This window comes from Stenotrophomonas sp. STEN020 (assembly GCF_056760195.1).
Genome location: NZ_JBRREI010000021.1, coordinates 36,725 through 57,454, shown reverse-complemented (window position 1 = coordinate 57,454; position 20,730 = coordinate 36,725). Strand labels below are relative to the sequence as shown.

Below are 20,730 nucleotides of genomic sequence, written 5' to 3'. Positions count from 1 at the left end.
TTCGGGCCCCGCCTCCTTATTCCGGCACGCAATGACCGTCACTGCACCCCTGTCACACCTCGACCGCCTGGAAGCGGAAAGCATCCATATCCTGCGCGAAGTTGCCGCCGCCTTTGACAACCCGGTGCTGATGTACTCGGTGGGCAAGGACAGCTCGGTACTGCTACACCTGCTGCTGAAGGCTTTTGCGCCGGGCGTGCCGCCGATCCCGCTGCTGCATGTGGACACCCGCTGGAAGTTCGGCGAAATGATCGCCTTCCGCGACCGTCGGGTAGCCGAGACCGGCACCGAACTACGGGTGCACATCAACCCGGACGGCATCGCCCGCGACATTGGCCCGGTCAGCCACGGCCCCAGCGTGCACACCGACGTGATGAAGACCCAGGGTCTGAAGCAGGCCTTGGACAAGTGGAAGTTCGATGCTGCCATCGGCGGCGCGCGCCGCGACGAAGAGAAGTCGCGGGCCAAGGAGCGGGTGTTTTCGTTCCGCAACGACCGTCATCGCTGGGACCCGAAGAACCAGCGCCCGGAGCTGTGGAATCTGTACAACGCCCGCATCCATCAGGGTGAGAGCGTGCGCGTGTTCCCGCTGTCGAACTGGACCGAGCTGGATATCTGGCTCTATATCTACCGCGAGAAAATCCCGGTGGTTCCGCTGTACCTCGCCGCTGAGCGGCCCGTCGTCGAGCGCGATGGGAGCCTGATCATGGTTGATGACGAGCGCCTGCCGCTGCATCCGGGCGAAGTGCCGCAGCTGCGCAAGGTGCGTTTCCGCACGCTGGGCTGCTATCCGCTGACCGGCGCGATCGAGTCCGAAGCGGACACCCTGGAAAAGATCATCGCCGAGATGCTGGTCTCGACCAGTTCCGAACGCCAAGGCCGCCTGATCGACCACGACCAGTCCGCATCGATGGAGAAGAAGAAGTTGGAGGGGTATTTCTGATGGGGCCTGGAATCGAGCGTCGAGAATTGGGAATTGGTGCTGCAAAGGCAGAAGCAGAAGCTGGCGATCAGGGGGTGTTCGAGGAGCGGGGGCTTGCCATTCCCGATTCCCAACTCCCGACTCCCGGCTCCATCGCTGCCTATCTCAAGACCCACGAAACCAAGCCGCTGCTGCGCTTCATCACCTGCGGCAGCGTCGACGATGGCAAGAGCACGTTGATTGGCCGCCTGCTGTACGAAAGCAAGCGGCTGTTCGATGACCAACTGTCTGCGTTGGAAGCAGATAGTCGCCGTCATGGCACCCAGGGCGAGCGCATCGACTACGCGCTGCTGCTTGACGGCCTGGCCGCGGAGCGCGAGCAGGGCATCACCATCGACGTGGCTTACCGCTACTTCGATACCGATCGCCGCAAGTACATCGTTGCCGATTGCCCCGGGCATGAGCAGTACACCCGCAACATGGCTACCGGCGCCTCGACTGCCGATGTGGCAGTGGTCTTGGTGGATGCGCGCAAAGGCCTGCTTACCCAGACCCATAGACACAGCTACATCATCTCGCTGCTAGGCATCGGCCAGGTGGTGCTGGCGGTGAACAAGATGGATCTGGTCGATTACGACCAGTCCGTGTTTGAACGCATCGTCGCCGAATATCAGGCGCTTGCGGTGCAGTTGGGCATTGCCAACGTGCAGGCGATTCCGTTGTCGGCGCTGGAAGGGCAGAACCTGTCCACGCGTTCGTCGGCGATGCCCTGGTATGGCGGTCCCAGCCTGATCGAGCATCTGGATACGGTCGAACTGAGCGCGCATGACGCGGTCAGCGGGCTGCGCCTGCCGGTGCAGTGGGTCAATCGTCCCAACCAGGATTTCCGTGGCTTTGCCGGCACCATTGCTGCTGGCCAGGTACGCGTGGGTGACGAGGTGGTGGTGCTGCCCTCGGCACGCCGCTCCACGGTCAAGCAGGTGCTGGGCCCGGATGGTCCGCTGGCAGTTGCCGGCACCGGGCAGGCAGTGACGCTGACCCTGGAGGACGAGGTCGACGTCAGCCGCGGCGATGTGATTGCCGCTGCAGGTGATCCGCCGGAAGTGGCCGACCAGTTCGCCGCCCATGTGCTGTGGATGGATGATGCTGCCTTGTTGCCGGGCCGGCCGTACTGGCTTCAGATCGGCAGCCGCACCGTGGCCGCCAATATCAGTGAGATCAAGCACCGCGTTGACGTGAATACGCAGGAGCGACTGGCGGCCAAGCGACTGGAATTGAACGAGGTTGGCTACTGCAACCTGTCGCTGGATGAGCCGGTGGCCTTCGCGCCGTATGCGCAGAACCGCGCATTGGGCGGCTTCATCCTGATCGACCGGCAGACCAATGCCACCGTCGCCGCCGGCACTCTGGATTTCGCCTTGCGCCGCGCCGGCAACGTGCATTGGCAGCATCTGGACGTGGACAAGGCCGCTCGGGCGCGGATCAAGGGCCAGCAGCCCAAAGTGCTGTGGTTTACCGGGTTGTCCGGCGCGGGCAAGTCCACCGTCGCCAATCAGGTTGAGAAGCGCCTGCATGCGCAAGGTGTGCATACCTTCCTGCTGGACGGCGACAACGTCCGCCATGGTTTGAACCGGGACTTGGGCTTCACCGACGAAGACCGTGTGGAGAACATCCGCCGCGTCGCCGAAGTGGCAAGGCTGATGGTTGATGCCGGGCTGGTGGTGCTGGTCAGCTTCATCTCGCCCTTCCGTGCCGAGCGGCAGATGGCCCGCGAGCGCTTCGAGGACGACGAGTTCATCGAGGTATTCGTCGACGTGCCGCTGGCAGTGGCCGAAGCGCGCGATGTGAAAGGCCTGTACCGCAAGGCGCGTGCCGGACAGATCCCCAACTTCACCGGCATTGACTCGCCGTATGAAGCCCCGGAGGCTCCGGAACTGCACCTGCGGGCTGATACCGACAGCGTGCCGGCGATGGTGGAGCAGGTGCTGCAGGCGCTGCGCTGAGTCGCCAGCGCGTTCGCAGGGGCAGGCTGTGGGAGCGGAATTGGCCGCGAAGCCACCGCACCGTCAGCCCCTAATTCATCCGCAATTGCAGCTTCGCCCCCTCCCTTACGCCGAAGGCGGAGGGGAGGGTTGGGGAGGGGTATGCTCTTCGCATTACGGGTGAAGCCCCTTGCCGAGCATGGCTCGGCACTACAGTGGTTCCCACAATAGGGACGTTCCCCCCCTAACGGCACATCCGGCCGTCATCTGACACCGCTAGACTGCTTGATCGTGTATCAGATGGGACTGCGTATGTTCGGGCGATTTGCCGTCACCGTTGTCGGTGGCACTGTCTTGGCGCTGGCGTTGGCCGGATGCAACCGCAAGAACGCTGAGGCGCCGCGGCAAGCTGCCGGAGCGGTGCTGGTCACTACGCAGGTCGTCGAAACCGCTTCGTGGAGCGATACGCTGCAGGCCAACGGCACCGCCAAGGCACGCGAATCCATCATCGTCACCGCCAAGGTCAGCGAAATCATCGACAAGGTGCATTTCGAGAGTGGCCAGCAGGTTGCCGCCGGTGCGCCGCTGGTGACGCTGCGCGGCCAGGCCCAGCAGGCCGCACTGGCCCAGGCGCAGGCGACTTTCGCCGAGGCCGACCGGCTGTACAAGCGCCAGCGCGAACTAGCCGCACAGCAGCTGGTTGCGCATTCAACCCTGGATACCCAGCAGTCGATCCGTGACGCCGCCGAGGCCCGCGTGCAGCAGATGCGCGCCGATATCGGTGACCGCAGCGTACGCGCGCCATTCGCTGGCGTATTGGGCATCCGCCAGGTCAGCCCGGGTTCGCTGCTGACCCCGACCACCGCGATCGCCACGCTGGACGACATCTCCCGCATGCACGTGGATTTCCAGGTGCCGGAAGCGCAGCTGTCCTCGCTGCAGAACGGCGACAAGGTCAGTGGCAGCAGCATCGCCTACCCGGGCCGCACGTTTGAAGGCAGGGTCAGCACCATCGACGCCCGCGTCGATCCGGGCAGCCGCGCGATTACCGTCCGCGCCGATTTCGACAACGCCGACCACTCGCTGCGCCCGGGCATGTTGCTGGACGTACGCCTGTATCGTCCCGAGCGCGATGCGCTGGTGATTCCGGAAATCGCGGTGGTGCAGGTGGGGCGCGACTCTTACGTGTTCCGGGTCAAGCAGGATGAAAGCGTCGAGCGCGCCGACATCAAGGCCGGCACCCGCCGCGCCGGCGTGGTGGAAATTGTCGAAGGGCTGAAGGCCGGTGACCGCATCGTCGTCGATGGCACCGGCAAGCTGCGCCCGGGCATCCGCATCCAGGATGACAAGCCGGCCAAGGCCGCCGACGCGGCCACGCCGCTGAAGCCGGCCGATGTTGCAGTACCGGCCAAGATGGCGACCGCCGGATGAAGCTGTCTGATCTTTCGATCAAGCGGCCGGTATTGGCCGTGGTGATGAGCCTGTTGCTGCTGGTGCTGGGCATCATGTCCTTCACCCGCCTGACCCTGCGCGAGCTGCCGGCCATCGATCCGCCCATCGTCTCGGTGTCGGTGGATTACACCGGCGCCTCGGCGGCAGTGATTGAAAGCCGCGTTACCCAGGTGCTGGAGGACGCGCTGGCCGGTATCGAGGGCATCGATACCATCAACGCACGCAGCACCAACGGCCGTGCCTCGGTCAGCATCGAGTTCAACGCCAACCGCGACATCGAAGCCGCGGCCAACGACGTGCGCGATGCGGTCAGCCGCGTTGCCGACCGCATGCCGGAAGAAGCGCGGCCGCCGGAAATCGCCAAGGTCGAGAGCGACGCCGACCCGATCATCTGGTTCAACATGTCGTCCTCGGTGATGGATACGCTGGAACTCAGCGATTACGCCGACCGCTATGTCGTGGACCGGTTCTCCAGCATCGACGGCGTTGCGCAGGTGCGCATCGGTGGCCGCCAGCGCTATGCGATGCGGGTGTGGCTGGACCGCGACCAGCTGGCTGCACGTGGGTTGACCGTCAACGAAGTTGAAACCGCGCTGCGCAACGAAAACGTGGAGCTGCCGGCCGGCCGCATCGAATCGGCCGACCGCGATTTCACCCTGCGCGTGGAGCGCAGCTACGTGGCACCGGCTGACTTTGCCAGCATTCCGCTGGGCAAGGGCAATGACGGTTACGTGGTACGCCTGGGCGATGTGGCCAAGGTCGAACTGGCTTCGTCCGAGCGTCGCGCCTATTTCCGCAGCAACGGCGAGCCGGGCATCGGCCTGGGCATCGTCAAGACGTCGACGGCCAATGCGCTGGATGTGGCGCGTGATACCCGTGCCGAAGCCGAGCGCATCGCCCAGACCTTGCCGAAAGGCACGCAGATCTTCGTCGCCTTCGACAACACCACCTTCATTGAAGCCGCCGTGGAGCGCGTTTACGCCACGCTGGTCGAGGCGATGATCCTGGTGCTGATCGTGATCTGGCTGTTCCTGGGCAGCCTGCGCGCAGCAGTGATTCCGGCGGTGACGGTGCCGGTGTGCCTGGTTGCGGCCTTCATCGCGCTGTTCGCGTTCGGCTTCTCGATCAACCTGTTCACCCTGCTGGCGCTGGTGCTGTGTATCGGCCTGGTGGTGGATGACGCCATCGTCGTGGTCGAGAACGTGCAGCGCCGCATCGATCTGGGTGAGCCGCCGCTGGTGGCCGCCAAGCGCGGTACCGCGCAGGTGGCCTTCGCGGTGATCGCGACTACCGCTGTTTTGGTGGCGGTGTTCCTGCCGGTTGGTTTCCTTGAGGGCAATACCGGCCGCCTGTTCCGTGAGTTGGCGGTTGCGCTGGCCGCAGCGGTGGCCTTGTCGGCCTTCGTCGCGCTGACGCTGACGCCGATGATGGCCTCCAAGCTGCTCAAGCCGCATAGCGAGCAGAAGGTCAGTCGCCTGCATGGCTTCATCAACCGTCAATTGGCGCGCTTGTCGGCTGCCTACGGGCGTGTGTTGGATCGCCACGTGCAGCGCAGCTGGATCTTCGGCTTGGTGATGCTGGGCGCACTCGGCGCCAGCTGGGGTCTGTTCAAGCTGATTCCTTCTGAGCTTGCTCCGGCCGAAGACCGTGGCTCGTTCCAGATCATGATCGATGGCCCGGAAGGCGCTGGCTACGACTACACAGTGGAGCAGGTGCAGCAGGTCGAGAAGATCGTCTCGCGCTTCGTCGGCCCCGAAGAACCCATCGTCCGCGCCAATCCGCGCGTACCCGGTGGTTGGGGCAACAGCGAGGAAATGCATACCGGCCGCATGAGCGTATTCCTGCAGCCCTGGCGCAACCGCAGCGAGGCCACGGTGGATGTGGCCAACGACCTGCAGAAAGAACTGAACAACCTCAGCGGCGTGCGCGTGCGCACCATGGTTGGTGGCGGCCTGGTGCGCAGCATGGGCCAGCCGTTCCAGATCGTGCTCGGTGGCCCGGAATATGCGGAAATCGCTCAGTGGCGAGATCGCCTGCTGGAGCGCATGGCCGATTACCCCGGCTTGGTCGGCGCGGATTCGGATTACAAGGAAACCCGGCCGCAGATGCGGGTCAACATCGACCGCCAGCGTGCGGCCGACCTGGGCATCTCGGTCACCGATATCGGTCGCGCGCTGGAAACCATGATGGGCTCGCGCCGCGTCACCACCTTCGTCGACAACGGCGAGGAATACGACGTACTGGTGCAGGCCGGCCGCGAAGGCCGTACCTCTCCGGCTGACCTGTCGGCGATCCAGGTGCGTGCACGTTCGGGTGAACTGGTACCGCTGTCCAACCTGGTCACGCTCAGCGAAGTGGCCGAGGCCGGCAGCCTCAACCGTTTCAATCGCCTGCGCTCGATCACCATCAGCGCCAACGTCGCGCCCGGTCACACCCTGGGTGAAACCATAGACTGGGCCAAGCAGGTTGCCGCAGAAGAGTTGCCCGAATACGCGCAGATCGACTGGAAGGGCGAGTCGCGCGAGTACCAGAGCGCCGGCAGCGCGGTGTTGCTGACCTTTGCGATGGCCTTGCTGGTGGTGTATCTGGTGCTGGCCGCGCAGTTCGAGAGTTTCATCCATCCGCTGGTGATCATGCTGACCGTGCCGTTGGGGGTGCTCGGTGCCTTCGTCGGTCTGTACCTCAGCGGCGGCACGCTCAACCTGTTCAGTCAGATCGGCATCGTCATGTTGGTGGGCCTGGCAGCGAAGAACGGCATCCTGATCGTTGAGTTCGCCAACCAGCTGCGTGATGAAGGCCGCAATGTGCATCAGGCCATCGTCGAGTCGTCGATGGTGCGCCTGCGCCCGATCCTGATGACCTCGATCGCCACTGTGGTTGGTGCGATCCCGCTGGTCGTGGCCGGTGGTCCTGGCTCGGCCAGCCGCGCCACCATCGGCATCGTGGTGATCTTCGGTGTCAGCGTGTCGACCTTCCTGTCACTGTTCGTGGTGCCGGCGTTCTATGCCTTGCTGGCCCCGTACACCAAGTCGCCAGAAACCGTGGCCAACGCGCTGGAAAAGCTCGAGCGCGAGACGCCTGCGGTTGGTGGCCATGCGTGAGCCGCTGCTCGGCGGTCGCGTCCAGTTACGCCCCTGGCAAACAGGGGACCTGGATGCACTGCTCGAGCATGCCAATGATGCTGAGGTTTCGCGGGGGCTGAGCACGCGTTTCCCCTATCCGTATACCCGCGCCGATGGCGAGGCGTTTCTGGGTGGACAGGTGCTGGACCTGCGGGGGCAGGTGTTCGCGCTGGTGATTGATGGCCAGGCCTGCGGCGGTATAGGGGTTACCCAGGGCAAGGCCGAGCGTCGCTATTCGGCATCATTGGGCTACTGGCTGGGCCGGCGCCATTGGGGGCAGGGCATCATGACCACGGTGGTGGGTGCCTATGTGCCGTGGGTGATGGATAGCCTGGAGCTGGCACGGCTGTCCGCGCAGGTGATGGCCGGCAACCCGGCCTCGGCGCGGGTGCTGTTGAAGAATGGATTCGTGGAGGAGGGCACCGAGCGCCAATCGGTGTTCAAGGACGGGCAGCTGCATGACATGCGCTGCTTCGCCCAGATCAGGACTTGGCTGCAATCCGCGTAGGAGCCCTGCACAACCGGGCTTAATCGTGGAAAAATCGGCCAGCCCCGGGATTCCGGGCTTTGGCTACCTTTCAGCTTTCCGGGGAATTACGTGGAATCCATCGTCGAAACGATCAACGGCATCATCTGGAGTAACGCGCTCATCTTCATGTGTCTGGGCGCGGGTCTGTGGTTCAGTGTTCGCACCCGTTTCATGCAGATTCGGGGTTTTGCCGAAATGTGCCGGCTCACCGTACGCGGCGAGAAGTCCGACGCCGGTGTGTCCTCGTTCCAGGCCCTGGCCATGTCGATGGCTGGCCGCATGGGTATCGGCAATATCGCCGGCGTGGCCACGGCCATTGCCTATGGTGGCCCGGGTGCGATCTTCTGGATGTGGGTGATGGGCTTCCTCGGAGCCGCCACCTCGTATGTGGAATCGACGTTGGCACAGATCTACAAGACTAAGGATGCCGAAGGCCGTTATCGCGGTGGCCCGGCGTACTACATTGAAAAGGCGATGGGTGTTAAGTGGTACGCCACCGCCTTTGCCGTGGCCACCGTCATTGCCGCTGGCTTCCTGCTGCCGGGCGTACAGGCCAATGCCATCGCCGACAGCGCAGTCAACGTGCTGTGCACCGGCGCTGATGCCTGCGCATCGGTGGGCGGCACTGGCAGCATGAAGCTGTGGATCGGCCTGAGCGTCGCCGTGCTGCTGGGCATCATCATCTTCGGCGGTGTAAAGCGTATTGCCAGCTTTGCTGAAGTAATCGTGCCGTTCATGGCGCTGGGCTTCATCCTGATGGCGATCGTGGTGATGATGCTCAACGCCAGCAAGGTGCCGGCGATGTTCTCGGACATCTTCTCCAGCGCCTTCGGTGCGCATGCGGCCTTCGGCGGCATCATCGGCCAGGCCATTGCCTGGGGCGTGAAGCGCGGCATCTACGCCAACGAAGCCGGCCAGGGCACCGGCCCGCACGCCGCTGCTGCTGCCGAGGTCTCGCACCCGGCCAAGCAGGGTTATGTGCAGGCTTTCGCCATCTATTTCGACACCATGCTGGTCTGCACCTCGACCGCGTTCCTGGTGTTGTCTACCGGCATGTACAACGTATTTCGCGAAGTGACCGTCGGCGGCGTGACCAAGCTGGAGGCCATCATTACCGGTGTACCGGGGGTGCAGCCCTCCGAAGGCGCCCTGTTCACCCAGGCGGCGGTGGAGTCGGTGCTGCCGGGCTGGGGCGCTGGTTTTGTGGCGCTGGCGCTGTTCTTTTTCGCCTTCACCACGATCATGGCCTATTACTACATGGCCGAAACCAACCTGACCTACCTGGCGGGCAGCAACCGCACCCACCCGGCAGCGATGCTGGTGCTGCGTGTCGGCATCATGGCGATGGTGGTGTTTGGCGCCTACCACAATGCGAAAATGGCCTGGGCGCTGGGTGACATCGGCGTGGGCTTGATGGCTTGGCTGAACGTGGTCGCCATCCTGATCCTGCAAAAGCCTGCCATGCTTGCACTGACCGACTATGAGCGGCAGAAGAAGCTGGGCCTGGACCCGGTCTTCGACCCCGATGCATTGGGCATCAAAAATGCCGATTTCTGGCGTAGCAACAAGTAATCCAAAGGAACCGCTGTGAGTAACCCCTGGAACAACCGTCGCCCTTCCTCGCGGCCACCCCGCGCAATTCCGGCTGCACCCTCGGCCGCACGTGAAGGCGACGGCGTCCCGGTACGCGGCGGTGATGAGATGCGTCTGTACGGCGTCAACGCCGTGCAGGCGATGTTTGCCAAGCGCCCGCAGGCGCTGCGCAAGCTGTATCTGGCCGAGGACATGATCCCGCGGCTGCAGCCGGTGCTGAAGTGGTGTGTAGCCAACCGCGTGGGTTACCGCGTGGTCGGCGATGGCGACCTCAACAAGCTGGCCGCCACCACGCACCATGAAGGTCTGGTGGCCGACGTGCAGAAGCAGGAGCCGCTGCCGTTGGCGACCTGGCTGGCCTCGCTGCAGGACGGCCCCGCGCTGGCCTTGTGGCTGGACGGCGTGGGCAACCCGCACAACTTCGGCGCGATCCTGCGCTCGGCTGCGCACTTTGGGGTCAAGGGGATCCTGTTGCCGGCGGACTCGACGCTGGCGCTGTCCGGCGCCGCTGCGCGCGTAGCCGAAGGCGGCGCCGAGTCGGTGCCGTTGGTGCGTCTGCCGGCTTTGCCGCAGGCCGTGGCGCAGCTGCGTGATGCCGGTTTCGGCCTGGCTGCGACTTTGGTGGCCGACGGCGACAACGTGTTCACCACCGAGCTGCCGGACCGGATGGTCTACGTGATGGGCGCGGAGAGTGAGGGCATGGACCGCGATTTCGCCCAGAGCTGTGACCTGCGTTTGTCGATTCCGGGTAGCGGCGCGGTGGAAAGTTTGAACGTCGCCTCTGCGACGGCAGTATTCCTGGCCAGCTGGAACAGCCGCAAGCAGCGCTGAAAAGCGCGGTAGTGCCGAGCCATGCTCGGCAGAGGCTTCACTAGCCAGCTAACAGCCTACCCCTCCCCAACCCTCCCCTTCGCTGCGCGAAAGGGAGGGAGCAAACGCGGTAGTGCCGAGCCACGCTCGGCAGAGGCTTCACCGGTAACGCCCATGCCGAGCATGGCTCGGCTCTACAGGTGTCGATTGACTGAACGTTCCGGCCGGCGATTCAGCGCGGTGTACGCACCATGCGTTCGAGCAGGTGCTCGACGATACCGGCAGGGTTGGCCGTGCGCCCGACATGAGTGACCGAGGTCTGCACCACCGAGCTGCGCTTGGCAGTGAGGAAGTGAAAACGTGCGCGCGGCGGCAGTTGAGCAATCGGTCCGGCATCGGGCTCGCCACGACAGATCGCGACGATGGCATCCAGCCACGGCTGAACTGCAGCCTGATCCAGTTGCGGCGCAAACGCCTGCAGACGCGCGACATCAATCTCGATGGCGGCTTGCAGGTGTCCTGCACTGGGGCAGGAGACGATCACGCCCACGTTGATGAATTCCTCGCGCTCCACCCGCGGTACCACGCGGATGATGGCGTAATCATAGGTATGCAGCGTGGGCACGGATGGCCTCCTGTACGAAGGCTTCGCGCAATTGCAGGCGGCGCTTCAAATAGTTTGCATAGGCCGAGCGGTAAGCGCTTGCATCGGCAAAACTGGGCTCGGTCTGCAGCCAGCTGTCGGGAATCTGCGCGACGATGCCGTCGATGACTGCGTCGGTCAGCAAGGGGGCCAGCGCGGCGTCGGCGTCAGCAATGCGGCTGGCGAACGGCAGCAATACGTGGTCTTTGATCAGCACGAACGGCTTGCCGCAGGCTTCGCCGGCGTTCTCCCAATCGTGGTGGAAGTACAGCGCCGCGCCATGATCAATCAGATAGAGCTTGCGGTGCCAGACCATCAGGTTGGGATTGCGCGCAGTGCGATCCACGTTGCTGGTGTAGGCATCAAACCAGACGATGCGCGAGGCCAGTTCGGCATCGGGTTGCATCGCGGCAGGGTCGTAATTGATCGCGCCCGGGAGGTAGTCACTGCCCAGATTGGTGCCCTCGCTGGCGCGGATCAGGTCCTGGATTTCCGGGTCGGGCTCGGTGCGGGCGAACTCGCGGTCCAGTTCGACCAGGGCGATGTCCGGCATCGGCAGACCCAGTACCTGCGCAAGCCGGCCAACAACCAGTTCGGCGATCAGCGCTTTGGGGCCTTGGCCGGCACCACGGAACTTGATGACGTACATGCCGTCGTCATCGGCTTCGATCACCGCTGGCAATGAGCCGCCTTCGCGCAACGGTGTGATGTAGCGGGTGGCGTGAACGGTTTTCACGGGAATGTGCTGTCTGGAAGAACGGCAAGCCTAGCGCAAAGCTGGCGCACCCGGTGGTATAGCTGACCGCAGGCGCTCGTGCGTTCATGCGGTCAGAGACATGCCACGGCCAAGTTAGCTGCAGCTTTAGATCAGAGCGTGGCTTGCTGGTTCGCATGAGGGCTATCGATGCGGTCCCTGGATGGACTGGCAATCACCCGGTTGCGTCCTTCGTGCTTGGCCCGGTACACGGCAAGGTCTGCGCGCTCCAGTGCGTTTTCCAGATCATCCGCTGCCACCACCAGGGTGACGCCGAAGCTGGCGGTCATGGTCTGTTTCGCCGGTGAGCAGCGCATCTCGCTGAGACCGATGCGGATACGTTCAGCAATCCGGATGGCAGTAGGTAGATCAGCACAGCGCAACAGCAGCACGAATTCCTCGCCACCAAAGCGCGCGACCAGATCGCCCGGGCGCGTCATCTGCTGCAGCACTACACCGACCTGTCGCAGTACGTTGTCGCCGGCTGCATGGCCCCAGGTGTCGTTGACCTGTTTGAAATGGTCGACGTCGCAGGCAAGCAGTGCCCAGTGGTTGCTGGGACTGTGTTGCAGGCGCTGGTTGGCGATCTCGAAGAAGGCGCGGCGGTTGAGCAGCAGGGTAAGCGGATCGTGGTTGCGCTCATGGCGCAGTTCGCCCATCAGTTGCTGGGCCAGCCCGCCGAGCAGCAGAAACAGCAGCCACAGATTGAGCAGCAGGTTGAAGGCCAACATCCACAGCCATAGCCCTGAGCGCGGCAAGCCGCTGCTGGTGAACCAGCCGGCCAACAACCAGGCCAGCAGGGGCCGCAGGACCGCGTACACCACCAGCAACAGGTAGGTCCGGCGTAGCAATCGCTCGAACAATGCCTCGGCTCGGTCACGGCCAAACAGTACCGGCAATGCCAAGGCAAGCAGCAGTCCCATGCCCAGGTTGAGGAAGACGATGCGCGCGCCCAGCACGTCATTGAGCTGGGAGAAGCAGAACAACGCGAACAACGTACTAAAGCTGATGGCCAGTGCAGGCCCCGCCGGCACCTTGCCGCCGGACCTTAGCGCGAAGCCCTGTGCGGTGGCCCAACTGCCCGCGCAGTACAGAGCACCGGTCAGCAGCGACCAGGTTGCCAGCCGGGCGTTGTCCATCAGGATCTGCGCGGCCAGCGGGAAGGCGGTAAGGATGTAGCCTGCGGCCAGCCACAGCAGGTAGCGGTGCTCGCGTAATGAACGCCAGCCAGCCAGTAGCGCCAACCCCAACAGCAGGGATGTGGCGGGAACCACAAGTGGGAAGTACTGTTCAGCTGTGGCGTTCAAGGGTCAAGCCACGTTCGACGATTTGGACAGGCGAGGGTGCGAAGTATATGGGCAGGCAGGCGACATGCGATGGTTGGCGCAGCGCGCGCGTGGTTTTCCAATGGTCGCGTGCCGGCGCGGCGGCGAAGGCACTGCTGAGCCTGCTTGCGGCGTTGGCGTTGGCATCCTGCACTACGCTGCCTTCGGCTCCACCTGGGCCGGCACCGGCGACGGTGCAGGATCAGATCGTCCGGCGCATTCCGGCGACCGTCGCTGATCGCGTTGGCTGGGCGGGCGATATCCGCGTGGCCTTGGACGCGCAGCACATCGACGCCTCGGCCGAGAACATCTGCGCAACGCTGGCGGTGATCGAACAGGAGTCCGGCTACCGCGCCAATCCCGAGGTGCCCAATCTGCCGCGGATTGCCCGCGGTGAAATAGACCGTCGCGCCGCTGCTGTGCATATACCGAAGTTGCTTGTGGACGCAGGTTTGAAGGTGAAGGGCAGTGATGGCCGCAGCTACGGTGAGCAGTTGGCGCGGGTGCGCAGCGAACGGGATCTGAGTGAGTTGTACGAAGAAATCATCGGCCGCGTGCCGATGGGGCAGCGTTTGTTTGCCGGCAAAAATCCCGTGCAGACCGGCGGCGCGATGCAGGTCAGCATTCCGTTTGCACAGGCCAATGCGCAGAGCTATCCGTACCCGGTGGCGCGCAGCATCCGCGATGAAGTGTTCACTCGGCGCGGTGGTGTGTACTTCGGCATCGCCCATTTGCTCGACTATCAGACGCCTTACACGCAGAAGGTGCATCGGTTTGCCGATTACAACGCGGGCCGCTACGCCAGTCGCAATGCTGCTTTCCAGAGCGCGGTAAGCAGTTTGACCGGCGCGTCGCTGGCGCTGGACGGCGATCTGCTGGTGCCGGATGCGCCCATCGACAAGCCGGGGCAGACCGAGCTGGCAGTGCGCAGGCTTGCGCCGCGACTTGGCATGGATGAGCGTGAGATACGTCGCGCGCTTGCGCAGTCGGATCGTTTGGAGTTCAGTTACAGCGCGCTGCATTCGCAGGTGTTTGCGTTGGCTGATGCGCGTGTGGGGAGGGCGTTGCCACGTGCGTTGATACCGGGCATCCGCCTGGACAGCCCCAAGATCACCCGCGAACTGACCACTGAGTGGTTCGCCAACCGGGTAGACAGCCGCTACCGCCAATGCCTGCAAAGGTAGTGCCGAGCCATGCTCGGCATGGGCGTTGCCGATAAGCAGATTGTAGGAGCTGCGTAAGCCGCGAAGCCGGCACCAATGAAGTGCCGGAATAACCGTGATCGGATAGATCACCAGCTTCGCGGCTGACGCCGCTCCCACAAAATCCGGATCTTTGCACCGATGCAGATGGCCGCTACGGCCACAGACGCAGCGGTAGTGCCGAGCCATGCTCGGCAGAACCGTCACCAATAGGCCATTGTGAGAGTGGCGTAAGCCGCGAAGCCGGCATCATTGAAGTGCAGGGATAGCAGTGATCAGTCGGATCACCAGCTTCGCGGCTGACGCCGCTCCTACAACCCCACAAAATCGGTCGGCCTGTATCAGGCCTTGACCGGATGCCGCGCCAGGGCGCGGGCGCCGGTGATGATCATGCGGATCATCTGCGACATCTCTTCGATCAACTCAGGGTCGCGCTGTTCGGGCAGATCAATTGCGCTGCCGCCCATGGCGAATACCAGCCGGGTGATGGCTTTGGCCGCGAGCGCTGGTTCGTGCAGGGTGGCGCCATCGAGCGCGGCCAGCCGCACGAGGTCGGCTTTTAATTCTTCTTCGAAATAACCCAGCTCGCGGTCCACGGCGTGTTTGAACGCGTCCGAGCCGGCAGTGCCTTCACGCAACAACACGTGCATCAGGCGGTCGTCGGCGCGCAGCTGCTCCATGAAGGTTTCCACCGACAGGCGGATCACGCCGCGATTGCTGTCGGCCGCGCGCAGCCGTGCCTGGCCGATGATGGTGCGCAGTGAGCGACCGGCCAGATCTATCAGTGCAACCGTCAATTCATCCATGTCGCGGAACTGGCGATAGAACGAATTTGGTGCGATCCCTGCCTCGCGCGCGACCTCGCGCAAGCTAAGCGTGGACACGCTGCGGTGCGGGCCGATCAGGGATAAAGCGGCAGCCAACAGGTCGTCACGCGAGATGGAAGCCTTGCGCGCCGGGTGCAGGTCGTCTTGTGCGGGCAGGGGCTGTTCGCGTGCTGTCATGGGGCTCGGGCCGGTCAGGTGCGTGAATCATAGCCTGTACTGGCAATATACAACTGTATACACAGTCGTATGCTCGGCCGTATAGTGCGCGACATGAGTGCTGTCTACCGCAATACCTCGCCGCCGCCGATCCCGTGGCTGAGTGAAGGCTTCTTTGATTTCTGGTCCACCCGGGTGCATCCGCTGTGGACGCTGCGGCGGCCATTGGCCCGGCTGGTGGCGCGCCACCAGGCCAGCGCCGACGCCGTCACCCTGGAATTGCAGCCCAATCGCCACTTCCGTGGCCTGCAGGCCGGGCAGCACGTCAATCTGGGCGCGGAACTGGATGGCCGCCTGACCACGCGCAGCTACAGCCCTGTCCTGCTTGAAAATGGTCGTCTGGCGATCACTGTCAAGCGTATTGCCGGTGGCAAGCTCAGTCAGTACCTGTCTGAACAGGCTGTCATCGGCGAGGTGTTTGCGCTGGGGCAGGCCTTCGGCGAAATGCTGCTGCCGTCAGCCCCGGCACCAAAGTTGGTGATGCTGGCTGCTGGCAGCGGCATCACCCCGATGCGCGCTTTGCTGCGCCAGCTCGACGCGCAGGGCATGCCGGGCGCGGTCGATCTGATCTATTGGGCGCGCCAGCGCGAGCAGCTGTGCTTCGTTGACGAATTCAAAGCCATTGCCGCGCGTCACCCGTCGTTCCGTCTGCATCTGGCGGTGACCGGTGAGGCCGCGGCGCGCGTGGGCAGTTATGACCTCGACGGTCTCGGCGATCTGGGCGCAGCGCATGTGTTTGCCTGCGGTCCGGGTGGTTTCGTGGATGCTGCGCGGACACGCCTGCAGGCACAGGTGGCGCAGTTCGACAGCGAGGCGTTCAGCGTCCCGCAGCTGGCCGCAGTGGAGCAGGGCAGTGTGCAGGTACAGCTGCTCAAAACCGGCCGTACGCTCACCGTGCCGCGTGGCGTTGCCTTGTTGCCTGCGCTTGAAGCAGCAGGTATCAAGCCGGCCAGCGGCTGTCGCATGGGTATCTGCAATACCTGCGTTTGCGGGAAAACCTCGGGCATCACCCGCCATACCTTGACCGGCGACTACGCCAGCGAGCCGTCTGTTCCGCTCAAACTGTGCGTCAACAGCGCCAGTACCGATTTGATCCTGGAGTTGTAAGTCATGTCCTCCGTGTACAACCGCGTGCTGTCTCCCGCTGAGCTGCAGACCTTTGGTGATGAACTCGACGCCGTGAAGGCGCGACATCAAGCCCTGCTCGGTGCCAGCGATGCGCGCTACATCCGTCGGATCGTGGCGGCGGTGCGTTGGACCGGCGTAGCCGGGCGTGCGCTGTTGTTCCTTGGCGCATTCGTGCACGTCGTGCTGGTACCGGCATGGATTGCCGGTGTGCTGTTACTGGCGCTGTCCAAGATCCTGGAAAACATGGAGCTGGCGCACAACGTCATCCATGGCCAGTACGACTGGATGGGCGACCCGCAGCTGCAGGGCAAGACCTACGAATGGGATATCGCTGGCACCTCGGAAAACTGGCGCAAGACGCATAACTTCCGCCACCACACCTACACCAACGTGCGCGGGCTGGACGATGACATCGGCTACGGCCTGCTGCGGATTTTCCCGGAGCAGCGCTGGCATCCGTTCTTCCTCGCCCAGCCATTTGTGGCGGTGGTGTTTGCGCTGCTGTTCGAATGGGGCATCGCCATACAGGATCTGCGCATCGGCCGCGTTCTGGTCGGCAAGATGACCCTCAAGCAGCTTTGGAACCAGGCGCGTCCGGTTGGGCGCAAGGTGATGCTGCAGGTGCTGAAGGACTACGTGCTGTTCCCGGCATTGGCTGGCCCGTTCTTCCTGCCGGTGTTGCTGGGTAACGTGGCGGCCAACATCATCCGCAACGTCTGGACTTATGTGGTGATCTTCTGTGGTCACTTCACCGCCGATGCCGAAACCTTCCCCAAGGAATGCATCCGCAACGAAGGCCGCGGCCATTGGTATCTGCGCCAGCTGCGCGGCTCATCCAATCTGACCGGCGGCAAGTTGATGAACGTGATGACCGGCAACCTCAGCCATCAGATCGAGCATCACTTCTATCCGGATATCCCGGCCAACCGCTATGCGGCGATGGCGGTGGAAGTGAAGGACATCTGCGCGCGCTACGGCCAGCACTACAACACCGGCTCACTGCCGCGCCAGTTCGGGCAGGTGATGTGGCGGATCCTGCGCCATGCCTTCCCGAGCAAGCCGGCGCCGGAACGGCCGTTGGTTGGTGAACCACAGGCTGAAGCCAGCTGAGGCAGTTGAGTCTGCTGATGGTCTGAAAAGCGCGACGCTACCCGTACGGGTGCGTCGCGCTCTGGTTTTGGCGTTGTGCTACGCGCGGCTCAGTCCGAAGCTCAGTTCCCGGCTGTGGCTGCATCGCTCGAGCTTAGCGATCAGCCTGCTCCGATCCTGCATCTTCCAGGCCGGGATTCACTCGCTTGCCGATGTCCTTCAGCCGAGCCAGCTGGTCGACCATTGTTGGACCGTCATCCAGACTGGTAACGAAGGTCCAGAGGTAGGTCATCACCGCATATACATGCCCAGGCGTGACGTCCGTGGTGGTGGCCAGTTGCATCATGGTTAGTGCGAACAAGGCAGCAGCGGCGGTCCCAACCACGAGGAACGCACCGGCTTCCCGGTCCGACAGCCAGATGCGCAGGCGCGAAAGAACGGTGTAGTGGCGAAGAAGGGTCCCGGCTTTGACCCGCTCCACCATCCGGATCTCATGCTCCAGCCGGTCATTCAGACGTCCATGCAAGCGCTCGTTGCGGCGCGCGTAGCGGGGGAGCACCGTCATTCCAAGCAGCAGTACCGACAGCGCCGCGACGCCGACCCACGGCTCGATCACCAGCAGCATGATCGCTGCACCCACCATCGATACCAACGCGGTGGTGATGATCGGCACGTGCTTCTCGAAGAAGTCGACGAACTCGCGGGCCAGCACAACCCGTGCGGCGACCGTGGAGGTTGCCTGCATCTGCTGCCGCTGCGCGAGCACCACGCCAACCGCCAGATCCGCGTAGATTCGCGTGAATACGCGGGTGTCCATCGCCCTGCGCGCTGCGCCTATCAGCCAGAACGACAGCACCACGCCCGCGTACCAGATGGCCTTGTAGACATCGCCTTTGATGATCGAGTCCACGGCGAATCCGGCAAATAGCGGGTAGGCGAGCAGAAGTGCATTTTCCGCGGCGACGAGCGAGAGAGTCAGGCTGATCTGGCCCGGATAGGCCTTTGCCAGAGCAATCAGAGTGCTTGCTGCAGTCTGCTGCCCGATCTGGGTGGCGGGACCTGAGAGCGGCCCTGAAGATGGAATGCGGTTCATGTCGGGATGTAGAATTGAGCGGTCGCTCAATTCTACTTGAGCGGTCGCTCAATCGCTTGAGCCGATATGCTTTCCATTCAGTTCTGCCCAATAGGTGTCGTTTGGCCATTCCTTCCCGTCGAGATCAGATCATTGAAGCGGCTTTGCATCTGTTTCGAACGAATGGCTTGGCCAATGTCTCCACACGCGATATATCCGCCCACGCGGGCATTTCCCGCAGTCACATCTATCACTACTTCGCCGACTGGAATGAGCTCCGCCGCGAAGCATTCGCCCGTTTCGCCAACGAGCAGCTTGAGCAGGTGAAGGTAGCGGTCCAACCCCTGGCGCCGGACGAAGCACTCGCTTTCTTTCTGAGCGACTGTTTGCCGGCAACCGACGATGACTCCTGGATGTTGTGGCTCGATGCCTGGGATGAGGCCATGCATGACCCCAAGCTGTCGGCGACCTATCTGGCGGTGAACCAGCAGTGGCAGGACCTCTTGGCCGGAATAGTGCAGCGCGGCGTGGATGCGGGTACTTACCAATGCGCGTCGCCAACGCGTGTGGCCCGGCAGCTGTTCGCTCTGGCGATGGGCTATGCCAACGACCTGATGCTGCTGCGATCGGACGATGAGCGCTCAGCGATGGAAAGTGAGCTGGCCGAGGTTGCCCAACTGCTGCTCGGCACTGCAACGGCACGTGGTTGATCGAGGCCCTCGTCTCAGTCCCTCACGGGCTTTGCCGATGGTTGGATCAGCCTTGCCGCAGGCTGCATGCGCAGTCCAAACAACGGCCGCATCGGTGCACAGCGCCGGATCAATTCACAGGCGCCAAGACACAAGGCAAACGTGGCCACGATAAGGATGACCGCCTCTGTGCCAGGGTTCAGCTGCAGCGGCTTGAGGTTGTGCGCAAGCACGACAATCACCGTCTGGTGCAGGACGTACAACGGGAACACCGCCAGAGTGAGGTAGCGCAGTACCGGACTGTCGGCCTCGCGCCAACGATAGGCAAAGCCCAGCAAGGCGGCGATCACGCACCATTGGTCCACCGCCCAGACAACCCGAAGGACGAGCCGCAATTCCAGCGGCGGCGGTTGCGCGTCGTTGTAGCCGGAGAAATACCAGACGTGGATGAGCGCGGCGTAGCTGATTCCAGCAGCAGCCAGTGATAGCCAACGCAGGCGCTGTAGCGATTCCCAGAAGCGGGTGTTGAACGCAGCAAGGAAGCCGATCAGGAAGATGCTGGCGTACTGGGCATGGTTGTACCAGTCGTCAGTCAGTGCGTGGGTCTGCTCGAAGCGGCTTACCAGCAGCAGGCGTGCTGCTGCTAGGACGACTACCGGGACAATCAGCGCGCCCCAGCCGTTCAGGGCGACACCGGTCGATTGGCGCAGGCGCTGCAATGCGGAGCTGGGCAACAGCCGCCACAACAGCCAGGCCAGAAGGGTGTAGCTCCACAGATAGGGCAGGAACCAGAGGTGGTTCCAGGTCGGGACGCGCAGGCAGCCGTCGCTGTCACAGAAACCCTGGTAACCACTGAGGTACTTGCCGTAGAACGCCCAGTAGGATTCGTTGTACCCGCCGGGTAGCTGCTCGACCACCTGGTAGTAGGCCTGTGGTGGCACGATCACCGCCATCCCGAACAGCAACGGCAGCAGCAACTGCCAGGAGCGGCGGCGCAGCAGGCCGACAGACTGGCGCTGGAACATGACGGCGGTAGCCACGCCCGAGATCAGGAACAGCAGCGACATCCGCCACGGCGAGGTCAGCAGCATGAATGGCTCCGGCGCAATGCTCGCGGCCGGGCTTTTGACGTGCCAGTCCCAGCTCACGTAGTACATGCCAACGTGGTAGATGACCAAAAGGCCAAAGGCGATTACCCGCAGCCAATCCAGATCGTGGCGCCTGTGCATTGCGTGTCCAGCGGATGAGAAGGCCTTCATTACGGCTCCGGATGCGCACACCGTAGGGTCGGAAGGGCCGACCTGCGGGCACCAAGGGACGAGTGGTGGCGATCTGGGGATGGTCAGCGACGGCTGCGACCGCCGCGCCGTCTAGA

Annotated in this window: 17 protein-coding genes; 11 read left to right on the top strand and 6 right to left on the bottom strand. The window is 63.4% G+C overall.

Annotation, left to right across the window (positions count from 1 at the left end):
- Positions 1 to 31: 31 nt before the first annotated feature.
- The 7 genes from cysD (at position 32) to ACVOLZ_RS10930 (ending at position 10,431) form a co-directional block, all read left to right on the top strand.
- Entirely contained in the window at positions 32 to 943 is a 912-nt protein-coding gene (gene cysD / locus ACVOLZ_RS10960) for a sulfate adenylyltransferase subunit CysD (RefSeq protein ID WP_296247078.1), read from the top strand.
- The gene (cysN, locus tag ACVOLZ_RS10955) at positions 943 to 2,925 is read left to right on the top strand and encodes a sulfate adenylyltransferase subunit CysN (RefSeq protein WP_481516165.1); all 1,983 of its coding nucleotides are present in this window, start codon (positions 943 to 945) and stop codon (positions 2,923 to 2,925) included. Before cysD ends, cysN begins: the two co-directional genes overlap by 1 nt.
- A gap of 291 nt (positions 2,926 to 3,216) precedes the next feature.
- The gene (locus ACVOLZ_RS10950) at positions 3,217 to 4,335 is read left to right on the top strand and encodes an efflux RND transporter periplasmic adaptor subunit (protein WP_481516182.1); all 1,119 of its coding nucleotides are present in this window, start codon (positions 3,217 to 3,219) and stop codon (positions 4,333 to 4,335) included.
- Complete coding sequence (locus ACVOLZ_RS10945) at positions 4,332 to 7,457, top strand: efflux RND transporter permease subunit (protein WP_481516164.1); 3,126 nt, start codon at positions 4,332 to 4,334, stop codon at positions 7,455 to 7,457. The genes ACVOLZ_RS10950 and ACVOLZ_RS10945 overlap by 4 nt, the downstream gene beginning before the upstream one ends.
- A complete protein-coding gene (locus tag ACVOLZ_RS10940) occupies positions 7,450 to 7,986 on the top strand; it encodes a GNAT family N-acetyltransferase (protein WP_481516163.1) in 537 nt (178 codons plus the stop codon). The genes ACVOLZ_RS10945 and ACVOLZ_RS10940 overlap by 8 nt, the downstream gene beginning before the upstream one ends.
- Positions 7,987 to 8,133: 147 nt before the next feature.
- Positions 8,134 to 9,579 carry an alanine/glycine:cation symporter family protein gene (locus tag ACVOLZ_RS10935; protein ID WP_481516181.1) on the top strand — a complete coding sequence of 482 codons (1,446 nt, stop codon included), beginning with the start codon at positions 8,134 to 8,136 and terminating at the stop codon, positions 9,577 to 9,579.
- 15 nt (positions 9,580 to 9,594) lie between these two features.
- Positions 9,595 to 10,431, top strand: a complete 837-nt coding sequence (locus tag ACVOLZ_RS10930) for a TrmH family RNA methyltransferase (protein ID WP_481516162.1) — start codon at positions 9,595 to 9,597, stop codon at positions 10,429 to 10,431.
- 211 nt (positions 10,432 to 10,642) lie between these two features.
- Here ACVOLZ_RS10930 and ACVOLZ_RS10925 read toward each other — a convergent pair whose 3' ends face one another.
- The 3 genes from ACVOLZ_RS10925 to ACVOLZ_RS10915 all read right to left on the bottom strand — a co-directional run bounded on the left by ACVOLZ_RS10925 (position 10,643) and on the right by ACVOLZ_RS10915 (position 13,114).
- Entirely contained in the window at positions 10,643 to 11,035 is a 393-nt protein-coding gene (locus tag ACVOLZ_RS10925; RefSeq protein WP_481516161.1) for a DUF3037 domain-containing protein, read from the bottom strand.
- Positions 11,013 to 11,789, bottom strand: coding sequence for a HipA family kinase (locus tag ACVOLZ_RS10920; RefSeq protein ID WP_481516160.1), 777 nt, complete (start codon positions 11,787 to 11,789; stop codon positions 11,013 to 11,015). Before ACVOLZ_RS10920 ends, ACVOLZ_RS10925 begins: the two co-directional genes overlap by 23 nt.
- Positions 11,790 to 11,920: 131 nt before the next feature.
- Positions 11,921 to 13,114, bottom strand: coding sequence for a GGDEF domain-containing protein (locus ACVOLZ_RS10915; RefSeq protein WP_481516159.1), 1,194 nt, complete (start codon positions 13,112 to 13,114; stop codon positions 11,921 to 11,923).
- A gap of 47 nt (positions 13,115 to 13,161) precedes the next feature.
- On the opposite strand from ACVOLZ_RS10915, the gene ACVOLZ_RS10910 reads away from it, so the two are divergent.
- The gene (locus tag ACVOLZ_RS10910) at positions 13,162 to 14,316 is read left to right on the top strand and encodes a DUF1615 domain-containing protein (RefSeq protein ID WP_481516158.1); all 1,155 of its coding nucleotides are present in this window, start codon (positions 13,162 to 13,164) and stop codon (positions 14,314 to 14,316) included.
- 359 nt (positions 14,317 to 14,675) lie between these two features.
- Here ACVOLZ_RS10910 and fabR read toward each other — a convergent pair whose 3' ends face one another.
- On the bottom strand, positions 14,676 to 15,338 hold the full coding sequence (gene fabR / locus ACVOLZ_RS10905; protein WP_481516157.1) for an HTH-type transcriptional repressor FabR: 663 nt from the start codon (positions 15,336 to 15,338) through the stop codon (positions 14,676 to 14,678).
- A gap of 93 nt (positions 15,339 to 15,431) precedes the next feature.
- Here fabR and ACVOLZ_RS10900 point away from each other — a divergent pair, with 93 nt between their 5' ends.
- Both ACVOLZ_RS10900 and ACVOLZ_RS10895 read left to right on the top strand, forming a co-directional pair.
- Complete coding sequence (locus ACVOLZ_RS10900) at positions 15,432 to 16,484, top strand: ferredoxin reductase (RefSeq protein WP_481516156.1); 1,053 nt, start codon at positions 15,432 to 15,434, stop codon at positions 16,482 to 16,484.
- 3 nt (positions 16,485 to 16,487) lie between these two features.
- Positions 16,488 to 17,615 (top strand): fatty acid desaturase family protein, encoded by a 1,128-nt coding sequence (locus tag ACVOLZ_RS10895; RefSeq protein WP_481516155.1) that lies wholly within the window; start codon positions 16,488 to 16,490, stop codon positions 17,613 to 17,615.
- Positions 17,616 to 17,748: 133 nt separating this feature from the next.
- On the opposite strand, the gene ACVOLZ_RS10890 is transcribed toward ACVOLZ_RS10895, so the two are convergent.
- Positions 17,749 to 18,687 (bottom strand): ABC transporter six-transmembrane domain-containing protein, encoded by a 939-nt coding sequence (locus ACVOLZ_RS10890; protein ID WP_481516154.1) that lies wholly within the window; start codon positions 18,685 to 18,687, stop codon positions 17,749 to 17,751.
- Between ACVOLZ_RS10890 and ACVOLZ_RS10885 the strand changes: the two genes are divergently transcribed.
- Positions 18,672 to 19,376 carry a TetR/AcrR family transcriptional regulator gene (locus ACVOLZ_RS10885; protein WP_481516153.1) on the top strand — a complete coding sequence of 235 codons (705 nt, stop codon included), beginning with the start codon at positions 18,672 to 18,674 and terminating at the stop codon, positions 19,374 to 19,376. The two genes, ACVOLZ_RS10890 and ACVOLZ_RS10885, sit on opposite strands and share 16 nt — an antisense overlap.
- A 14-nt stretch (positions 19,377 to 19,390) precedes the next feature.
- Here ACVOLZ_RS10885 and ACVOLZ_RS10880 read toward each other — a convergent pair whose 3' ends face one another.
- Entirely contained in the window at positions 19,391 to 20,584 is a 1,194-nt protein-coding gene (locus tag ACVOLZ_RS10880; RefSeq protein WP_481516152.1) for an acyltransferase family protein, read from the bottom strand.
- Between the last annotated feature and the right edge of the window lie 146 nt (positions 20,585 to 20,730).

Coding starts and splice junctions, on each gene's coding strand:
- cysD (WP_296247078.1), top strand. CDS start 32: ATGACCGTCACTGCACCCCTGTCACACCTCGACCGCCTGGAAGCGGAA.
- cysN (WP_481516165.1), top strand. CDS start 943: ATGGGGCCTGGAATCGAGCGTCGAGAATTGGGAATTGGTGCTGCAAAG.
- ACVOLZ_RS10950 (WP_481516182.1), top strand. CDS start 3,217: ATGTTCGGGCGATTTGCCGTCACCGTTGTCGGTGGCACTGTCTTGGCG.
- ACVOLZ_RS10945 (WP_481516164.1), top strand. CDS start 4,332: ATGAAGCTGTCTGATCTTTCGATCAAGCGGCCGGTATTGGCCGTGGTG.
- ACVOLZ_RS10940 (WP_481516163.1), top strand. CDS start 7,450: ATGCGTGAGCCGCTGCTCGGCGGTCGCGTCCAGTTACGCCCCTGGCAA.
- ACVOLZ_RS10935 (WP_481516181.1), top strand. CDS start 8,134: ATGTGTCTGGGCGCGGGTCTGTGGTTCAGTGTTCGCACCCGTTTCATG.
- ACVOLZ_RS10910 (WP_481516158.1), top strand. CDS start 13,162: ATGGGCAGGCAGGCGACATGCGATGGTTGGCGCAGCGCGCGCGTGGTT.
- fabR (WP_481516157.1), bottom strand. CDS start 15,338: ATGACAGCACGCGAACAGCCCCTGCCCGCACAAGACGACCTGCACCCG.
- ACVOLZ_RS10900 (WP_481516156.1), top strand. CDS start 15,432: ATGAGTGCTGTCTACCGCAATACCTCGCCGCCGCCGATCCCGTGGCTG.
- ACVOLZ_RS10895 (WP_481516155.1), top strand. CDS start 16,488: ATGTCCTCCGTGTACAACCGCGTGCTGTCTCCCGCTGAGCTGCAGACC.
- ACVOLZ_RS10885 (WP_481516153.1), top strand. CDS start 18,672: ATGGAATGCGGTTCATGTCGGGATGTAGAATTGAGCGGTCGCTCAATT.
- ACVOLZ_RS10890 (WP_481516154.1), bottom strand. CDS start 18,687: ATGAACCGCATTCCATCTTCAGGGCCGCTCTCAGGTCCCGCCACCCAG.
- ACVOLZ_RS10880 (WP_481516152.1), bottom strand. CDS start 20,584: ATGCACAGGCGCCACGATCTGGATTGGCTGCGGGTAATCGCCTTTGGC.